15 protein-coding genes are annotated in these 15,030 nt (G+C 65.0%); 7 read left to right on the top strand and 8 right to left on the bottom strand.

Features of this window, described 5'->3' with window-relative positions; translation table 11 throughout:
- Window positions 1–128 precede the first annotated feature (128 nt).
- On the top strand, window positions 129–1,085 hold the full coding sequence (locus OQZ28_RS05665) for an acetyl-CoA carboxylase carboxyltransferase subunit alpha (RefSeq protein ID WP_130730246.1): 957 nt from the start codon (window positions 129–131) through the stop codon (window positions 1,083–1,085).
- A gap of 108 nt (window positions 1,086–1,193) precedes the next feature.
- On the opposite strand, the gene OQZ28_RS05660 is transcribed toward OQZ28_RS05665, so the two are convergent.
- Entirely contained in the window at window positions 1,194–1,952 is a 759-nt protein-coding gene (locus tag OQZ28_RS05660; RefSeq protein WP_458135439.1) for a competence/damage-inducible protein A, read from the bottom strand.
- An 82-nt stretch (window positions 1,953–2,034) separates the two neighbouring features.
- On the opposite strand from OQZ28_RS05660, the gene OQZ28_RS05655 reads away from it, so the two are divergent.
- Window positions 2,035–2,925: an SMP-30/gluconolactonase/LRE family protein gene (locus OQZ28_RS05655; protein ID WP_458135438.1), complete on the top strand. Its 891-nt coding sequence runs from the start codon at window positions 2,035–2,037 to the stop codon at window positions 2,923–2,925.
- A 50-nt stretch (window positions 2,926–2,975) separates the two neighbouring features.
- On the opposite strand, the gene OQZ28_RS05650 is transcribed toward OQZ28_RS05655, so the two are convergent.
- From OQZ28_RS05650 to OQZ28_RS05640, 3 genes are all read right to left on the bottom strand, one after another.
- On the bottom strand, window positions 2,976–3,980 hold the full coding sequence (locus OQZ28_RS05650; RefSeq protein ID WP_458135437.1) for a GNAT family N-acetyltransferase: 1,005 nt from the start codon (window positions 3,978–3,980) through the stop codon (window positions 2,976–2,978).
- On the bottom strand, window positions 3,977–5,098 hold the full coding sequence (locus OQZ28_RS05645) for a Rieske 2Fe-2S domain-containing protein (RefSeq protein ID WP_408884438.1): 1,122 nt from the start codon (window positions 5,096–5,098) through the stop codon (window positions 3,977–3,979). Before OQZ28_RS05645 ends, OQZ28_RS05650 begins: the two co-directional genes overlap by 4 nt.
- 278 nt (window positions 5,099–5,376) lie before the next feature.
- The gene (locus tag OQZ28_RS05640; RefSeq protein ID WP_458135570.1) at window positions 5,377–6,249 is read right to left on the bottom strand and encodes an ATP-binding protein; all 873 of its coding nucleotides are present in this window, start codon (window positions 6,247–6,249) and stop codon (window positions 5,377–5,379) included.
- Between the two features lie 171 nt (window positions 6,250–6,420).
- On the opposite strand from OQZ28_RS05640, the gene yajC reads away from it, so the two are divergent.
- The gene (gene yajC / locus OQZ28_RS05635) at window positions 6,421–6,810 is read left to right on the top strand and encodes a preprotein translocase subunit YajC (RefSeq protein ID WP_130730099.1); all 390 of its coding nucleotides are present in this window, start codon (window positions 6,421–6,423) and stop codon (window positions 6,808–6,810) included.
- A 91-nt stretch (window positions 6,811–6,901) separates the two neighbouring features.
- Window positions 6,902–8,341 (top strand): sugar porter family MFS transporter, encoded by a 1,440-nt coding sequence (locus OQZ28_RS05630; protein WP_458135436.1) that lies wholly within the window; start codon window positions 6,902–6,904, stop codon window positions 8,339–8,341.
- A gap of 60 nt (window positions 8,342–8,401) precedes the next feature.
- Here OQZ28_RS05630 and OQZ28_RS05625 read toward each other — a convergent pair whose 3' ends face one another.
- Window positions 8,402–9,010 (bottom strand): superoxide dismutase, encoded by a 609-nt coding sequence (locus OQZ28_RS05625; protein ID WP_110566925.1) that lies wholly within the window; start codon window positions 9,008–9,010, stop codon window positions 8,402–8,404.
- Between the two features lie 129 nt (window positions 9,011–9,139).
- On the opposite strand from OQZ28_RS05625, the gene OQZ28_RS05620 reads away from it, so the two are divergent.
- A complete protein-coding gene (locus OQZ28_RS05620; protein WP_458135569.1) occupies window positions 9,140–9,997 on the top strand; it encodes a squalene/phytoene synthase family protein in 858 nt (285 codons plus the stop codon).
- A 68-nt stretch (window positions 9,998–10,065) separates the two neighbouring features.
- On the opposite strand, the gene OQZ28_RS05615 is transcribed toward OQZ28_RS05620, so the two are convergent.
- Complete coding sequence (locus OQZ28_RS05615) at window positions 10,066–10,941, bottom strand: NAD(P)-dependent oxidoreductase (RefSeq protein ID WP_458135435.1); 876 nt, start codon at window positions 10,939–10,941, stop codon at window positions 10,066–10,068.
- Window positions 10,942–11,242: 301 nt separating this feature from the next.
- Here OQZ28_RS05615 and OQZ28_RS05610 point away from each other — a divergent pair, with 301 nt between their 5' ends.
- Entirely contained in the window at window positions 11,243–12,196 is a 954-nt protein-coding gene (locus OQZ28_RS05610; RefSeq protein ID WP_458135434.1) for a bifunctional enoyl-CoA hydratase/phosphate acetyltransferase, read from the top strand.
- On the opposite strand, the gene OQZ28_RS05605 is transcribed toward OQZ28_RS05610, so the two are convergent.
- Window positions 12,184–12,483, bottom strand: coding sequence for a hypothetical protein (locus OQZ28_RS05605; protein ID WP_458135433.1), 300 nt, complete (start codon window positions 12,481–12,483; stop codon window positions 12,184–12,186). The genes OQZ28_RS05610 and OQZ28_RS05605 overlap by 13 nt on opposite strands.
- A 34-nt stretch (window positions 12,484–12,517) precedes the next feature.
- On the opposite strand from OQZ28_RS05605, the gene OQZ28_RS05600 reads away from it, so the two are divergent.
- On the top strand, window positions 12,518–14,011 hold the full coding sequence (locus OQZ28_RS05600) for a malate:quinone oxidoreductase (RefSeq protein WP_130730095.1): 1,494 nt from the start codon (window positions 12,518–12,520) through the stop codon (window positions 14,009–14,011).
- Between the two features lie 152 nt (window positions 14,012–14,163).
- Here the strand turns inward: OQZ28_RS05600 and OQZ28_RS05595 are convergent, their stop codons facing one another.
- The gene (locus tag OQZ28_RS05595) at window positions 14,164–14,775 is read right to left on the bottom strand and encodes a LabA-like NYN domain-containing protein (RefSeq protein ID WP_061271569.1); all 612 of its coding nucleotides are present in this window, start codon (window positions 14,773–14,775) and stop codon (window positions 14,164–14,166) included.
- Window positions 14,776–15,030 lie beyond the last annotated feature (255 nt).

Below are 15,030 nucleotides of genomic sequence, written 5' to 3'. Positions count from 1 at the left end.
CGATGCGCGTGGGATGGGTGCATGGCACGCCAGCGCCCGGCAGAGCCGGACGGACAAAAATGCATGGCAGGCGGAATTCCATGCGCGAAAATGTTTGGCTCGCGCACAGGCTGTGCTATCGGCAGCGCATGCGCCAGTTTCTAGATTTCGAAAAGTCGGTCGCCGAGCTTGAGAACAAGATCGACGAACTTCGCAGGATGTCCGGTCCGGACGGGATCAACATCGCGGAAGAGATCACCCGGTTGAGCGAAAAAGCCGACCGGCAGCTGCGTACGGCCTACGCCAAGCTGACCCCGTGGCAGAAGGTGCAGGTGGCCCGCCATGCCCAGCGCCCGCACACGGTCGATTACATCGATGCGCTGATTACCGAGTTCTCGCCGCTTGCGGGTGACCGGCTGTTTGGCGATGACAAGGCCATCATTGGCGGCGTGGGCCGGTTCAATGACCAGCCCGTCGTCGTGATCGGCACCGAGCGCGGCGCCGAGATCGAGACCCGCCTCAAGCACAATTTCGGCATGGCCCGGCCCGAGGGCTACCGCAAGGCCCAGCGCCTGATGAAGCTGGCGGGGCGATTCGGCCTGCCGGTCCTGACCTTTATCGACACATCGGGCGCGTGGCCCGGCATCGATGCCGAAGCCCGTGGCCAGGCGGAAGCCATTGCCCGCTCCATCGAGACCTGCCTGAACGTGCCGGTGCCCGTCATCGCCACCGTGATTGGCGAGGGTGGCTCCGGCGGCGCCGTGGCCCTTGGCGCGGGTGACCGGGTGATGATGCTCGAGCACGCCATCTATTCCGTCATCTCGCCCGAGGCGTGTGCCTCCATCCTGTGGCGCGACCCCAAGCAGGCCGCCACTGCGGCCGATGCGCTCAAGATCACCGCGCAGGACCTGCTCCAGCTGCGGCTGATCGACCGGATCATTCCCGAGCCGCTTGGCGGCGCGCAGCGCGACCCCAGGGCAGCCATCCGCGCGGTGGGCGACGCCATTGCTGCCGAACTGCCCGGCCTGCTGGCCAAGGACCCGGTGCTGCTCAAGGCGCAGCGCCGCGAGAAATTCCTCGCCATGGGTCGTGAAGCCGTCGCCTGACGACTTCGGCTAGCAAAAGTTTTTGGTGAAGCTTTTTTCAAAAAGCTTCAAGAAACGCCGCCTTTTTGTAAAAAGGCGGCGCCCAAAAACTTTTATTTTTTAATAAATTCAGGCTTTTGCCGGTTCACCGGGCAGCGGCGTAAAACCAAGGCGTGCAATCAGGTCGCGCACGGCGGTGGCGGCGGCGCTGACGGCCTGCGTATCCGTGCCCTTGCACAGCAGGCACACGCCGCGCTGGCTTTCATCAAGCCGGTAGGGGTAGGAGCCGATATCTATGGCCGGGTAGCGCTCCTGTATCGCCTCGAGCGGGGCGGCGAGCGTGCCTTCATACAGGCCATTGGCGTGCCAGGCCTGTGAGGTGACGGGCGTGCCGTGGGGCAGGGTGGGCAGCACTTCCTCGAACATCGCGCGCATGATGCGGGGCACGCCCGCCATCACATGCACGTTGCCCATGGTGAAGCCGGGTGCAACCGAAACCGAATTACGGATGGGCGTGGCCCCCTGCGGCATGGTGGCCATGCGCTGGCGGGCGGCATTGAACTCACCGGGCGGGAAATGGGCTTCGAGCAGGCTGAAGGTCTCGGGGTGGTGCACCCACGGCACGCCAAACGATTCCGCAACGCAGGCGGAGGTGATGTCATCATGCGTCGGCCCGATGCCGCCGGTGGTGAACACATTGTCATATGCCGCCCGCGCCTCGGTCACGTTACGGACAATGACGGCGCGGATATCGGGAATGATGCGCACCTCGCTGAGCGTGATGCCGGTTTCCGACAGGCGGCGGGCAATATACTGCACGTTTACGTCCTGTGTCCGGCCGGACAGGATTTCGTTGCCAATGACCAGCAGGCAGGCGGTGGGGTTCATGATCGGCATTCCACTAGGTTGCGGGCAGGGGCATTCTGGCCCCACCCTGTAACACCCACAAGCTTACCCCAAAGGAGACTGCATGAACACGCCAGCGATGCCACACCCGCAATGCGTATGGGATATCAGGGCGCAACTTGGCGAAGGGCCGGTGTGGTCCGCGCGCGAGCAGGCGCTTTATTTTGTCGATATCGTGGGCCAGGCCATCCACCGGCTTGATCCCGCCAGCGAGGCCAGGACGTCATGGCAGGCCCCGGCGCGGCCCGGCTTTGTCGTGCCGGCCAGTGATGGCACGCTGGTCTGCGGGCTGAAGGATGGCCTGTACCGGCTTGATCCGCGCACCGGCGCGTTCGACCGCATGCTGGCGGTGGAGCCGGAGCATCCGGGCAACCGCATCAATGATGGCTGCGTCGATTCAAAAGGCCGGTTGTGGTTCGGCACCATGGATGATGAAGAAGGCACGCCCTCCGGCGCGTTGTATTCCGTCACCCGCTCCGCGCGCGGGCTGGACGTGCTGCGGCATGATGAAGGGTATGTCGTGACCAACGGCCCCGGCATCTCGCCCGATGGCACGCGGCTCTACCACAACCATTCGCCCGCGGGCGTGATTTACGTGTTTGACCTCGCCGCTGATGGCAGCCTGTCGAACCGGCGGGTCTTTGCCCGCGTGGATAATGGCTACCCCGATGGCGTGGTGGTGGATAGTGCGGGCATGCTGTGGGTAGGGGTGTGGAATGGCGGGCGCATCGAGCGTTTCCAGCCTGATGGCACGCGGCTCGAGCCCGTGGCCATGCCCGCGCTCAACGTGACCAAGGTGGCCTTTGGCGGGGCGGACCTGCGCACGCTGTACGTGACCACGGCACGCAAGAACACGCCTGATGACATGCTGGCCCGCTACCCGCAGGCAGGCAGCCTGTTCAGCCTGCGCGTGGACGTGCCGGGACAGGAACCACACGTTTTTCCCGCGGTCTGATCCGGGGCCGTCTTTTATTTTTTACGAGAGGCAGATTTTCAAACAATCTCTTACAGCAGGTCCTGCAGAAGCGGGATCAGCGGGCGGTCGGCATCGGGCATGGGGTAGTCGCGCAGTCTGGCGGTGGGCACCCATTCCAGTTTCTGCCCCTCGCGCGGGGTGGGCGTGTTCTTCCACCGATGGCAGACATAAACGGGCATGAGCAGGTGGAAATGCCCGTAATCGTGCGAGACGAAGGTGAAGGGCGCGAGGCATGAGCGGGCCACGTCCAGCCCCAGTTCCTCATCAAGTTCGCGGATCAGGGCGGCCTCGGGCGTTTCGCCCGCTTCCACCTTGCCGCCGGGGAACTCCCACAGCCCGGCCATGGACTTGCCTTCGGGCCTGCGGGCCAGCAGCACGCGGGCATCCGAATCCACCAGGGCTACGGCGGCCACCAGCACGATCCGGCGCGTATCGTCTGCTTCGGTCCCTTCCATCATCTCCTCGCCCGACAGGTCGGCATGCCGTGCTTCGAACAGGCGCACCGGGTATTCCCCCCCGCGTGAGACGAATTCCTGCGTGCCTGTGCCATGTTCCCGAAAGCCGATGCGCCTGAGCACCGCGATCGAGGCGTGGTTGTCGTGTGCGGCCGATGCGGTGAGCCGGTCCACCGGCAGGTTGGCCAGCGCCCAGCGCGCAAGCCTGCCCGCCGTGGTGCTGGCCACCTTGCGGTTCCAGTGCGCGCGGCCCACCCAGTAGCCCAGCGAGCATGAGCGGTCGGCCGCGTTGATGCGCAGCCCGATGCAGCCGATCAGGGCATCGGGCTGGTCGGATTGCGGGCAGGTGATGGCGAAGTGATAGGCCTCGCCATGCTGCGACTGTTCGATGGTGGAGGCGATCCAGTCCTCGGTCATGGCCAGCGAATAGGGGAAGGGAACGCGGCTGAGCATCCGCACCACGCTCCAGTCATTGATCAGCCTGTGCATCGTGCCCGCATCAGATGTGCGGACTTCACGCAGGCGATATTCGCCGGCCTCGAGCAAGGTGGCCGAACCATGTCCCCCCTGATCCATCATGCCGATGCCGCACCCCGTGCAACCGGCGCGGGCGTATCATCCTGCGCGGGCAGGCCGCATTCAGCCAGCAGCGAGCGCAGGTTGTTGATGACCGGGAAGATTTCCTGGTTGCGGTCGCCGCCCTGCTCGTACCAGGCGTTCTGCTCGAGCTCCACGATCTCGCGGTCCTCGCGGAAGATCCGCTCGGTAAACGCGGTCAGGAACGGCCAGGCCAGGTCCAGCACGCCGGGAATGCCGGGCCGCTTGATGGAAAGCAGGCCAAACACGCGGTTGGTCAGTTCCGCCTCGTCCTGCGGCACGTAGGCAATCCACAGGTCCATGACCGGCGGGCTGTCGCCTGTCTGGATATGCAGGGTCTGGTAGGGGTAGGTGGTGCGGATGGTCATGACATCGCGATGGGCGAATTTCTCGCTGTTGTCGCGCTTCTGGCCAAAGATCAGCGCCTCGCCAATCGGCTGCTTGCCGCTGGTGCGCGCAAAGCTGTAGCGCGCCTCCACCAGGCCTGGGCCACGTTCCTGGCCCAGGAAGCGCGGCTTCATCTGACCCATCTGCTTCATGTGCATGAACTGATGGTTCATATCCATCAGGTTCTCATGCATGAAGCTGTAGTGGCAATGCACAAGCTGGCCAAAGCGGCGGGTCTTGTAGGCGGGGTTCGCCACCTCCGCCAGGCGCGGGAAGGGCGTTGCCTCCGCCTTGTCCGGATCACCGGGAAAAACGAAGATCAGCCCGTCAACCTCGCGCACGGGGTAGGTGCGCACGCCGTTGGGCAGCTTGCCCTTGCCCAGATAGGGCACGTCGATGCACCGGCCCGAGCGGCCATAGGCCCAGCCGTGATAGCAGCACTGCACGGAGTCGCCCTTGACCGTGCCCTTGCTCAGGGGCACCTGCCGGTGGGCGCAGCGGTCTTCAAGCGCGAAGACGCTGCCCCCTTCCTTCGGGCGGACGAGGGCAATGGGCTGGCCCGCATAGCGGGTGCCAATGGTTTTGCCGGGCTTCAGTTCCCGTGACCAGGCAACGGGATACCAGAAATCGGGGTTGGCACGGATTCGGCGCAGATCCCGCCCGCTGGCCGGGGCGGAGGACTGCATGCTGTCAGGCGGTAACGTCTGATCCATTGTCTCTCTTGACTGTTAACAGGGCATGGCAGCCGGATGTGCCATGGCAGGACGTCGGGTACAAAAGGCATTGCGACGCATTCTGAACGATATCCTGCCGCCATGGCGATATTAAGGATGTTTTTTACGGTCAGGGCAAATGGTTCAGTGCCGTCATGTTTTGTAATGCAGGGCGGCATCCTTTCGCATCGGGCCTTTTCTGGCCTGAGGTGGCTCATGGGGAAGAACTGAACCGCTCCAGCATGCCAGCACCCGCATGGATCAATCCTTGTTATGGATCATGGCTGGGCGGAAAGTTCCGCGCTCAGGTCTTCAATGAACTGGAAGGCCACGCGCCCTGAACGCCCCCCGCGTGAGAGCGACCACGCATTGGCGCGGCGCACGAGGTCCTTATCGCCAATCGGCAGGCTGCGTTCCTTCGCATAGGCGCGGACCATGTCCATGAAGGTATCCTGCGCGCAGTTGTGAAAGCCGATCCATAGCCCGAAACGGTCGGAAAGCGAGACCTTTTCCTCCGTTGCCTCGGATGTGTTGATGGCGCTCGAGCTTTCGTTCTCGATCATCTCGCGCGGCATGAGGTGGCGGCGGTTCGATGTGGCATAGAACAGAACGTTGTGCGGCCGCCCGGCAATGCCGCCGTCGAGCACGGATTTCAGCGCCTTGTAGTCCGCATCCTCGCGCTCGAACGACAGGTCATCGCAGAACACGATGAACCGGCGCGGGCTTTCACGCAGCAGGGCGAGCAGGTCGGGCAGGGTGGAAAGATCCTCGCGCTGGATCTCGACAAGCACCAGCCGCCCCTTGCCCTGGGCCGCGGGTCTGCCATCAACCAGGTTGGCCTGGGCATGGGCGGCCTTGACGAGCGAGGACTTGCCCATGCCGCGCGCGCCCCACAGCATGGCGTTGTTGGCGGGCAGGCCGTGCGCGAAGTGCAGCGTGTTGTCGAGCAGCATCTGGCGCTGGCGGTCAATGCCCTGCAACAGCCCCATCTCCACATGCGCCACGTGGGCCACGGGGGTGAGGCGGCCAAGGCCAGGGTGCCAGATGAAGGCATCCGCCTGCTCCAGCCCGGCCAGCGAGGGGGCGGGGGGCGAGAGGCGCTCGAGGGCCGCGGCAATGCGTTCGAGAACGGGAAGGGTGGTCTGGTCCATCGTCGGTCCTGATTCGGTCATGACAGGGCGGTGGCGCATGCCACCGGGCGATCCGGAGCGCGTTGGCTGACACGGGCCAGGCGAACGCCTTGACGGGAAACAGGCGAAAACTATGGTCCGCATGGCAAACCCGCAACCCGTTCAACCCTTCATTCTGCCGGAAAGATTGCAATGGCCTCTATTTTCAATGATTTACTGACCACGCCCGCCCATGCCCAGGCTGCTGGCGGCGGCCTGCTGAGCGGCGATGGCATCATGGCGGTGCTGCCCTATGTGGCCATGTTCGGCATTTTCTATTTCCTGCTCATCCGCCCGCAGCAGGTCAAGCAGAAGCAGCTGCGCAACCAGCTTTCCACGCTGCGCCGGGGTGACCGGGTGCTGACGGCGGGCGGCATCATCGGGGTGGTGCAGAAGGTCTCGGCGGAGTCGAATGAGGTCGAGGTCGAGATCGCGCAGGGCGTGCGCGTGAGCGTGCTGCGCGACACCATCAGCTCGGTCATTACCAGCGCTGCCACCCCCGCCAATGACACCACGCCTGAAAAGGCGGCCAAAAAGGGCTGATCGCGCCCCACGCGCGCATGTTCGCCCCGGATCGGGGCGAACTTCCCCCCCGGCTGCATCGTTGCTGCTGTCAACAGCAGGAGCAGGCAGAATGCAAACGCAGCCCGGTATCGCGCAGACAGGCCAGCCTGCAGGCCCCCACCACCCGCCAGCCATACGCGGTCGCGCCGGGCTGGTAGGCAGCCTGGCAGCCCTTTCGGGCATCCTGTTCGGGCTGGATACGGGGGTCATGTCCGGCGCGCTCGACCTGATCGCGCAGGAATTCACCCTGTCGGACCTGCAGCGCGAATCGATCGTGGCCATCATGCTGCTCGGTGCGGCCCTTGGCGTGATCGCCGCCGCATGGCTTTCACACACATGGGGGCGCAAGCGCACGCTGGTGCTCACGGCGGGGCTGTTCGTCATCGGCCCGCTGCTGTGCGCCGAGGCTTCCTCATTCGGCATGCTCCTGTTCGCCCGCCTGCTGCTGGGCGTGGCGACCGGCGCCACCACGTTCACTACCCCGCTCTATATTGCCGAGATTGCCGATTCAGGCCGCCGGGGCGCCATGATCCTGGGCTATCAGCTCATGATCTCGTGCGGGTTGCTCGCGGCCTACGTGTCGGATGGGCTGTTCTCCTATTTCGGCGTGTGGCGGTGGATGCTGGGCATCGTGGGGTTTCCGGGCCTTGTGTTCATGATGGGGGTCATGTTCCTGCCGCCCAGCCCGCGCTGGCTGCTCGCCCAGGGGCGCGAGCGTGACGCGCGGCGCGTGCTGATCGAACTGCGTGGCCTGCCCCGGCTGGTCATGGCCGAGCGCAACGCCATCATGGCCCGGCTGGCGGCGCGCAAGGATGGCATCGGCAATTTCATGAACGACGCCAACTGCCGCCGCGCCATGTGGCTGGCGGTGGGCCTGCAGGTGGCGCAGCAGTTCTCGGGCATCAACGCGGTGCTGTACTATGCGCCCTACATCATCGGGCTGGTGGGCTACAGCCATTACGTGCAGGTGTGGGGGCCGGTGGGGGTGGGGGTGATCAACCTGCTTTCCACCTGTGTCGCCACGTTCTGGGTGGACCGGATCGGGCGCAGGCCCATGCTGGTGGGCGGATTCGCGGTCATGGCGCTGGCCATGGCGGGGCAGGCCATGATCCTGGCAGGCGGCGTGCCGCCCATGCCGGGGCTGCGGCTGCTCATGGGGGTGTGCATGCTGGTGTTTGTCGCGGCCTTCGCGTTTTCGGCCGGGCCGCTGGCGTGGCTGCTCTGCGCCGAGATCCTGCCGCTGCGCGGGCGCGAGTTCGGCATGGCGTGCTCAACCTGCGCAAACTGGATCGCCAACATGGTGGTCAGCGCCACGTTCCTCACCGGGCTTGAGGTGCTGGGTGCAGGGCGGGTGCTGTGGGTCTATGCGGCGCTCAACGTGGTGTTCATGGCCATGGTGGCGCTGCGCGTGCCCGAGACGCGGGGCATGACGCTGGAGCAGATCGAGGCGGAACTCATGCGCGGCACGAAGCTGCGCGCGCTGGGCGGCAACGCCCCGCCTGAAAAGTGATAGATGCAGAAAACCCGGCGCGAAGCCGGGTTTTCCGTAGTCAGAACGCCAGATGCGTGATCAGGCGGACTGGAGCTGTGCCTCGGCAAACTCGTAGTTGGCGAGCTGGTCGAGGTAGTTGACGATGTAGTCGGGGCGACGGTTGCGGAAGTCGAGGTAGTAGGAGTGCTCCCACACATCGAGGCCGAGCAGCACCTTGCCCTGGCCTTCGGCCAGCGGGTTGGAGCCGTTGGCGGTCTTGGTCACCTTCAGCTTGCCGTCGGAACCCAGGACCAGCCATGCCCAGCCCGAGCCGAACTGCGAGGCGGCGGCGGCCTTGAAGTCGGCCTTGAACTTCTCGATGCTGCCCAGATCCTCAACGATCTTCTTGCTCAGGGAATCGGGAATCACCCCGCCCTTGGGCGCCAGGTTCTGCCAGAACAGGATGTGGTTCCAGTGCTGTCCCGCATTGTTGAACACGGGGGCGAGGTCGGGCTTGCCCTTGACCATGAGGATGATTTCCTCAAGCGACTTGCCCTGCAGTTCCGGCTTGGATTCGACAAACCCGTTCAGCGCCGTCACATAGGCCTGGTGGTGCTTGTCATGATGGAGTTCCAGCGTTTCCTGGCACATGCCACGGTTGGCAAGGGCATTGTAGGCGAAGGGAAGGGACGGCAATTCGAAAGCCATGAACATTCTCCTGGGAATTGCAAGGGGCGGCACGTGGCCGCCATACCAAGATTGCTATGGGGGCGGGCCCGGTGCGTCAAGTGACGGACATATGAACGCGCGCCTCCCATGCCTTCGGAACCAAACGCCATGACCGGCCCGATGGATGCATCGCCTGTCGCGCACGATGGCGTGTCCATGCTGCACGCCGCCCGCGCGGCGGACCCGGACCGCTTTTTCTGCGCGCTGTTCCTGCCTGCCGCGGCACGGGCGGCGGCAATGGCGCTGATCGCCTTCAATCATGAATGCGTGCGCGCCGTGGCCACGCCTGCCTCATGGGCGGTGGCCGGGCCGATGGCGGGGCTGATCCGCCTGCAGTGGTGGCGCGACGTGGTGGAAAGCGGCAATGCCCAGCGCCACGAGACCGCCCGCGCCCTGCTGGGCCTGCTGGCGCGGGGGCGGGTGCGGCGCGATACGGTCGAGGCCATTATCACGGCCCGCGAGGATGAACTTGATGGCTTGCCTGACCGCGAACACTGGCAGGCCGCCATGCTGGCGGGCGCGGGTGGCCTGCAGGTGGCCATGGCCATGGAAGCCGGCATTGACGATGGCCCGGCGCTGGAGCGGGTGCGCCTGTATGGCGGGGTGTATGGTGTGGGCGCGCTGGTGCGCTACCTGCCAGCCGTATTGGCCGCAGGCCGCTGCCCGCTGCCTGATGACATGCTGGCCGGGGCGAACCTTACGCGTGAGGGGCTGCGCACCGGCCACGCTGCTCCCGGCCAGATCGCGGCCCTGCGCGGGGAACTGCGCCAGCAGGGGCAGGCATGGCTGGCGCAGGCACGTGTGGGGAGCCGCCTGCCGCGCCCGGCGCTTGCCGCAAGCCTGCCCGCAGTGCTCGGCCTGCGCGACATGAAAGCCCGCGTCGTGCCCGCCGCCAGCCCCCCGCCGCCGCGTGGCGTGGGCGACAGGCTGGCGGTCATGGCCGCGATGGTGCGCGGGCGGATCTGACACCCGTATAGTGATGCAAACCAAGGGCTTCTGGCGCTCTCTCCGTTCAGGAAAAGGCTGCCTTATCCTCAGGGCGTATTGGCCACCATGGATTCCATTACCGCAAACAGGGCGGAATAATCCTCGTTGGGGTACCGCCTGCGGGTGAGCGACAGGCTCTGGGTGGCGGCGGCCATGGCGGGGAGCGGGGCCATCTGCCGGGCGCCATCGGTCAGCAGCAGGCGCATATCCTTCTGCATGAGGCGGGTGGGGAATTGCGGGCTGAAATCACCTGCCTTCGCGGCCTTGAGCTTGCGCTTGTGATGCGGCGAGATGACCGGCACGGCATCGAGCGCATCATACAGCATGTCGCGCTCCAGCCCTGCTGCCAGACCATAGGTCACGCCTTCGGCCACCACGGCCAGCGTGGCCCCCATGATGCCGTTGATGACAAGCTTGAGCTTGGAGCCGCTGCCAGCGGGGCCTGCGTGGATGGTCAGGCGGCCAATGGCGTCAAACACCGGCTGGGCGCGGCTGATCTCTTCTGCCGTGCCACCGGCGAGCACGACCAGATTGCCCGATTCCGCTTCCGGCGTGCTGCCTGCCACCGGTGCGTCGATTACGGTTAGCCCCAGCGCCTTACCCTGCTCGGCCAGGGCTACGGAGGTCTCGGGGGCGACGGTGCTGGTATTGATGAGCAGGCCGCCGGGCTTCATGCCCGCCAGCGCGCCATCGGGCCCCTGCAGCGAGGCTTCGAGCGCCTCGTCATCAGGCACGCACACGATCACGATATCCGCCTCCTGCGCCAGCGCGCGCGGCGTGGGCACGAAGCGCGTGCCGCCATCGCCCCCCTTGCCCGAAGGGGTATAGGCCACGAGCCTGTGGCCCGCCTTGCTCAGGTTAGCCCCCATGCGCGACGCCATGGCGCCAAAGCCTATAAATCCGATCAGGGAAGCGGTGGACATGGATATTCTCCTTGTAATGGTGGGCACCGTTCAGGCCCGTGCCCGTCCTGCGCCGCAGCATGCATGAGGGGCGTGGGGCCTGTCACGGGGGCATCGGTCGCACTGCTGCGCGGGTGATATGGCCCGTGAGCCTTAACGGTGGCGCATGCCGGGGCGTGCCTGCAAACCGGGGCGGCCCGTGGTCACATCTGTGTCATGCGGGGCGGGTTCCGGTTGCGCCCTCGCATAAAGATGATGGCGGGCGGATACGGGGGGCTGTGGCATCAGGGGGGCAGGCCCTGCCCGCAACCCGAAAGAAGGCATGATGCGTAGCTTGCGTTTTTTTGATGATCTGGCCCACACCCTGTCCGGCCATGCCCCCATGCGGCTGGGCGTGGTCTATCCGTGCAGCCTGCCCGCCATCGAGGCCGCCGCCGAGGTGGCGCGTAACGCCCTGGCCCAGCCGGTGCTGATCGGCCCGGAGGCGCGGATCCGGCAACTGGCCACGGCATCGGGCGTGTCGCTGGCCGGCTGCACCTTCATTGACCTGCCCACGGCGGAGGAGGCGGCCCGTCATGGCGTGCGCATGGCGCGTGATGGCGCGGTGGCGGCGTTGATGAAGGGCTCGCTGCATTCACGCATCTTTTTGCACGAACTCGGCCACCACGAGGGCGGGCTGCGCACGGCCCGGCGCATGAGCCATGTCTATGTGCTCGATGCCCCGCAGGCCCCGCGCGTGCTGCTGGTGAGCGATGGCGCGGTCAATATCGCGCCCGATCTCGAATCCCGCCGCGACATCGTGCAGAACAGCATCGACCTCGCGCACATGCTGGGCATGACGCAGCCGAAGGTGGCGCTGCTCTCGGCGGTGGAGATGGTCAACCCGGCACTTCCTTCCACGCTCGATGCGGCGGTGCTGTGCAAGATGGCCGAACGCGGGCAGATCACGGGGGCGGTGGTGGACGGGCCGCTCGCCCTTGATAACGCCGTCAGCCCCGAGGCCGCGCGCTGCAAGGGCGTGGTCTCGCCCGTGGCAGGGCAGGCGGATATTCTGGTGGTGCCCGACCTCGAGGCGGGCAATATCCTGGCCAAGCAGATGACCTTCATCGGGCAGGCGCGGGCGGCGGGCATTGTCATGGGCATGCGCGTGCCGGTCATCCTGACCAGCCGGGCCGACCCGGTGGCGGTGCGCGTGCTGTCGTGCATGGTGGCGGCGGTGATGATCCGCCACGGCTATGGCAGGACTCCGGCCACCTGCATGGATCAGTGCGGATGACGCCGCGCCGCGATGCGTGTAGGGAAGGCCACCCCCTGCGCGCGGGCCGGTTTTTCGGCCGCGCGCAGGAGGTGGGGCGGGGGCCATTGGGGCATGAATATGGCGTCCTCGCGTAGAGATGATGCAGCGCCCTGGCGCACATGGTGGCAAGGAAAGGGCTGACAGTCCGGTTGCCCATGGCGCATGGGGCCGGCGCGCCGGGTGCCACCGGCGCCAACATGAATGTAATCAGGCCGGGTGTCCCGCGCCGCCGGGCGTGCTGCCCGGTCCAGCCGATGAACAGTCACGCAGCGGGTTTCCGATGCCGATCCGGAGAATGCCATGACCTCGAATCCCTCATCCGCCACCACGTATGATGTGGTCCTGATTGGTGGCGGAATCATGAGTGCAACGCTCGGCGCCCTGCTGCGCCAGCTTGAGCCCGGCCTGTCCATCGCCCTGTTCGGGCGGCTTGATGACGTGGCGCTGGAAAGCTCGAATGGCTGGAACAACGCGGGCACCGGCCATTCGGCCCTGTGCGAGCTGAACTACACCCCCCTGCGCCCCGATGGCACGGTGGATATTTCCAAGGCCGTGAACGTCAACGAGGCCTTTCAGGTTTCACGCCAGTTCTGGTCCTACCTTGTCGAGACCGGGCAGATCGCCTCCCCGCGTGATTTCCTCAACCCCATCCCGCATATGAGCTTTGTGTGGGGGGCGGAGAATGTCGATTTCCTGCGCCGCCGTTACGCCGCCCTGCAGCAGCATCCGCTGTTCGAGGGCATGTCGTTCACCACCGATGAAGGCCAGATGCGGCAGTGGATGCCGCTGGTCATGCAGGACCGCGCGCCCGGCCAGCCCCTGGCCGCAACGTGGCACCCGGCTGGCACGGACGTGAATTTTGGCGCGCTGACGCACCGGTTGATCGACCTGCTGGCCAGCAAGCCCGGCTTTGACCTCAACCTCGCCCATGAGGTCGAGGATCTTACCCCCACGGGTGACGGGCAGTGGGATGTCGCGGTCCGCGCCCAGCATGGCGGGGGCGAGCGCAAGGTGCGCGCCAGGTTCGTGTTTGTTGGCGCAGGCGGCGGTGCGCTGCACCTGCTCCAGAAAAGCGGCATCCCCGAAGCCCGTGGCATTGGCGGCTTTCCCGTCAGTGGGCAGTTCCTGCGCTGCACCAACCCCGATGTAGTGGCCCAGCACCATGCCAAGGTGTATGGCAAGGCCTCGGTCGGGGCGCCGCCCATGTCGGTGCCGCATCTTGATACCCGCGTGATCGATGGGAGGCAGGGCCTGCTGTTCGGCCCCTATGCCGGGTTCTCGACCAAGTTCCTCAAGCATGGGTCGTGGCTGGACCTGCCACGCTCCATCCGCATGGACAATATCGGGGCGATGATGGCGGTTGCGCGTGACAACATGCCGCTGACCAAATACCTGATCCAGCAGGTCATGCAGTCCAACGAGGACCGGCTCAAGGCGCTGCGCGATTTCGTGCCCACCGCCCGCAAGGAAGACTGGGAGCTGATTACCGCGGGCCAGCGCGTGCAGGTGATCAAGAAGGACGCCAAGAAGGGCGGCGTGCTCCAGTTCGGCACGGAGGTCGTGACCGGTGGCAGCGGTTCCATCGCTGGCCTGCTCGGGGCTTCGCCCGGCGCCTCCACCGCAGCGCCCATCATGCTCACCGTGCTGCAGCGCTGCTTTGCCGACCGCCTGCCGCAATGGGAGGCGCGGCTGCGCGAGATGGTGCCTTCCTACGGCAAGAAGCTGGGGCAGGATGCGGCTTTGTGCGCGCAGGTGCGCGAGCGCACCCGCAATGCCCTGCAGCTTGATGGCTGAGGGCATGTCATGTGCTGAAATGATGAAAGTTTCTGGTGAAGCTTCTTTCAAAAAGCTTTGAAAAGCGACACCCAAAAACTTTTATTCTTTATTTATCAATGATCTGTGTTGAAAAACCCGCCCGGGCCAAGGTCCAGGCGGGTTTTTTCGTATCAGTCGCCGTCCTGTTCGCTCATCTGGTCCGCCGGGTGGCGCACCGGCGGGGGGGCGTTGTGGCGGGGCGGGCGGTTTTCAAGGTGGCGGCGCATGAAGTGGGTGGCGATGTCGGCCAGTTCAACGAACTGGTCGGCCTGGCGGCGCAGTTCATCGCCAATCAGCGGCGGCGTGGTCTTGATCGAGCCGACCACGGTGGTGCGCACGCCCTGGCGCTGCACGGATTCGAGAAGGCGGCGGAAATCGGAATCACCGCTGAAGAGCACGGCGTGGTCGATGCGCGGCGCCATTTCCATCATGTCCACCGCGAGTTCCACATCCATGTTGCCGCGCACGCGGCGGCGGCCGTTATGATCGATGAACTCGCGCGCGTTCTTGGTCACGAGGGAATAGCCGTTATAGACGAGCCAGTCCGTCAGTGGCTTGAGGGGGGAGTATTCCTCGGTATCGAGCACGGCGGAATAATAATAGGCCCGCAATACGTTTGACTTCGAACGGAAGAATTGCAGCAGCTTGCGGTAATCGACCTCAAAACCAAGGTTGCGTGATGCGGAATACAGGCTGGTGCCATCAATAAAAAGGCAGAGCCGTTCCTCGGGTTGAAAAAACATTTGTGTTCAGTCCCTGAAACAAGAAAGTGAATATGTTGCGATCGTGTTAAATTTCGACTGGCATGTATTTTATTACGATGGGGAAGTTGTGCGGTGGCAATCGGTCCAGTTATATAGAAGCGGATATCCTTCTGTGGTTGCCGTCCGTTATGCAAGAGTTTTCTGACCCATATTGACGTGTGATCGTGTGCGGTCTTCTGTAAGGCCTGTTGATGTGGCCTTTCAGAAGCCACTGGCCAGTATGGTGATCAGCGG

The organism is Komagataeibacter sp. NFXK3 (assembly GCF_054182245.1).
This window is presented reverse-complemented; position numbering and strand designations above follow the sequence as displayed.

Bases quoted from the DNA above. Each gene is read 5' to 3' on its own strand.
- OQZ28_RS05665 (WP_130730246.1), top strand. From the start codon at position 129: ATGCGCCAGTTTCTAGATTTCGAAAAGTCGGTCGCCGAGCTTGAGAAC.
- OQZ28_RS05660 (WP_458135439.1), bottom strand. From the start codon at position 1,952: ATGAACCCCACCGCCTGCCTGCTGGTCATTGGCAACGAAATCCTGTCC.
- OQZ28_RS05655 (WP_458135438.1), top strand. From the start codon at position 2,035: ATGAACACGCCAGCGATGCCACACCCGCAATGCGTATGGGATATCAGG.
- OQZ28_RS05650 (WP_458135437.1), bottom strand. From the start codon at position 3,980: ATGATGGATCAGGGGGGACATGGTTCGGCCACCTTGCTCGAGGCCGGC.
- OQZ28_RS05645 (WP_408884438.1), bottom strand. From the start codon at position 5,098: ATGGATCAGACGTTACCGCCTGACAGCATGCAGTCCTCCGCCCCGGCC.
- OQZ28_RS05640 (WP_458135570.1), bottom strand. From the start codon at position 6,249: ATGGACCAGACCACCCTTCCCGTTCTCGAACGCATTGCCGCGGCCCTC.
- yajC (WP_130730099.1), top strand. From the start codon at position 6,421: ATGGCCTCTATTTTCAATGATTTACTGACCACGCCCGCCCATGCCCAG.
- OQZ28_RS05630 (WP_458135436.1), top strand. From the start codon at position 6,902: ATGCAAACGCAGCCCGGTATCGCGCAGACAGGCCAGCCTGCAGGCCCC.
- OQZ28_RS05625 (WP_110566925.1), bottom strand. From the start codon at position 9,010: ATGGCTTTCGAATTGCCGTCCCTTCCCTTCGCCTACAATGCCCTTGCC.
- OQZ28_RS05620 (WP_458135569.1), top strand. From the start codon at position 9,140: ATGACCGGCCCGATGGATGCATCGCCTGTCGCGCACGATGGCGTGTCC.
- OQZ28_RS05615 (WP_458135435.1), bottom strand. From the start codon at position 10,941: ATGTCCACCGCTTCCCTGATCGGATTTATAGGCTTTGGCGCCATGGCG.
- OQZ28_RS05610 (WP_458135434.1), top strand. From the start codon at position 11,243: ATGATGCGTAGCTTGCGTTTTTTTGATGATCTGGCCCACACCCTGTCC.
- OQZ28_RS05600 (WP_130730095.1), top strand. From the start codon at position 12,518: ATGACCTCGAATCCCTCATCCGCCACCACGTATGATGTGGTCCTGATT.
- OQZ28_RS05595 (WP_061271569.1), bottom strand. From the start codon at position 14,775: ATGTTTTTTCAACCCGAGGAACGGCTCTGCCTTTTTATTGATGGCACC.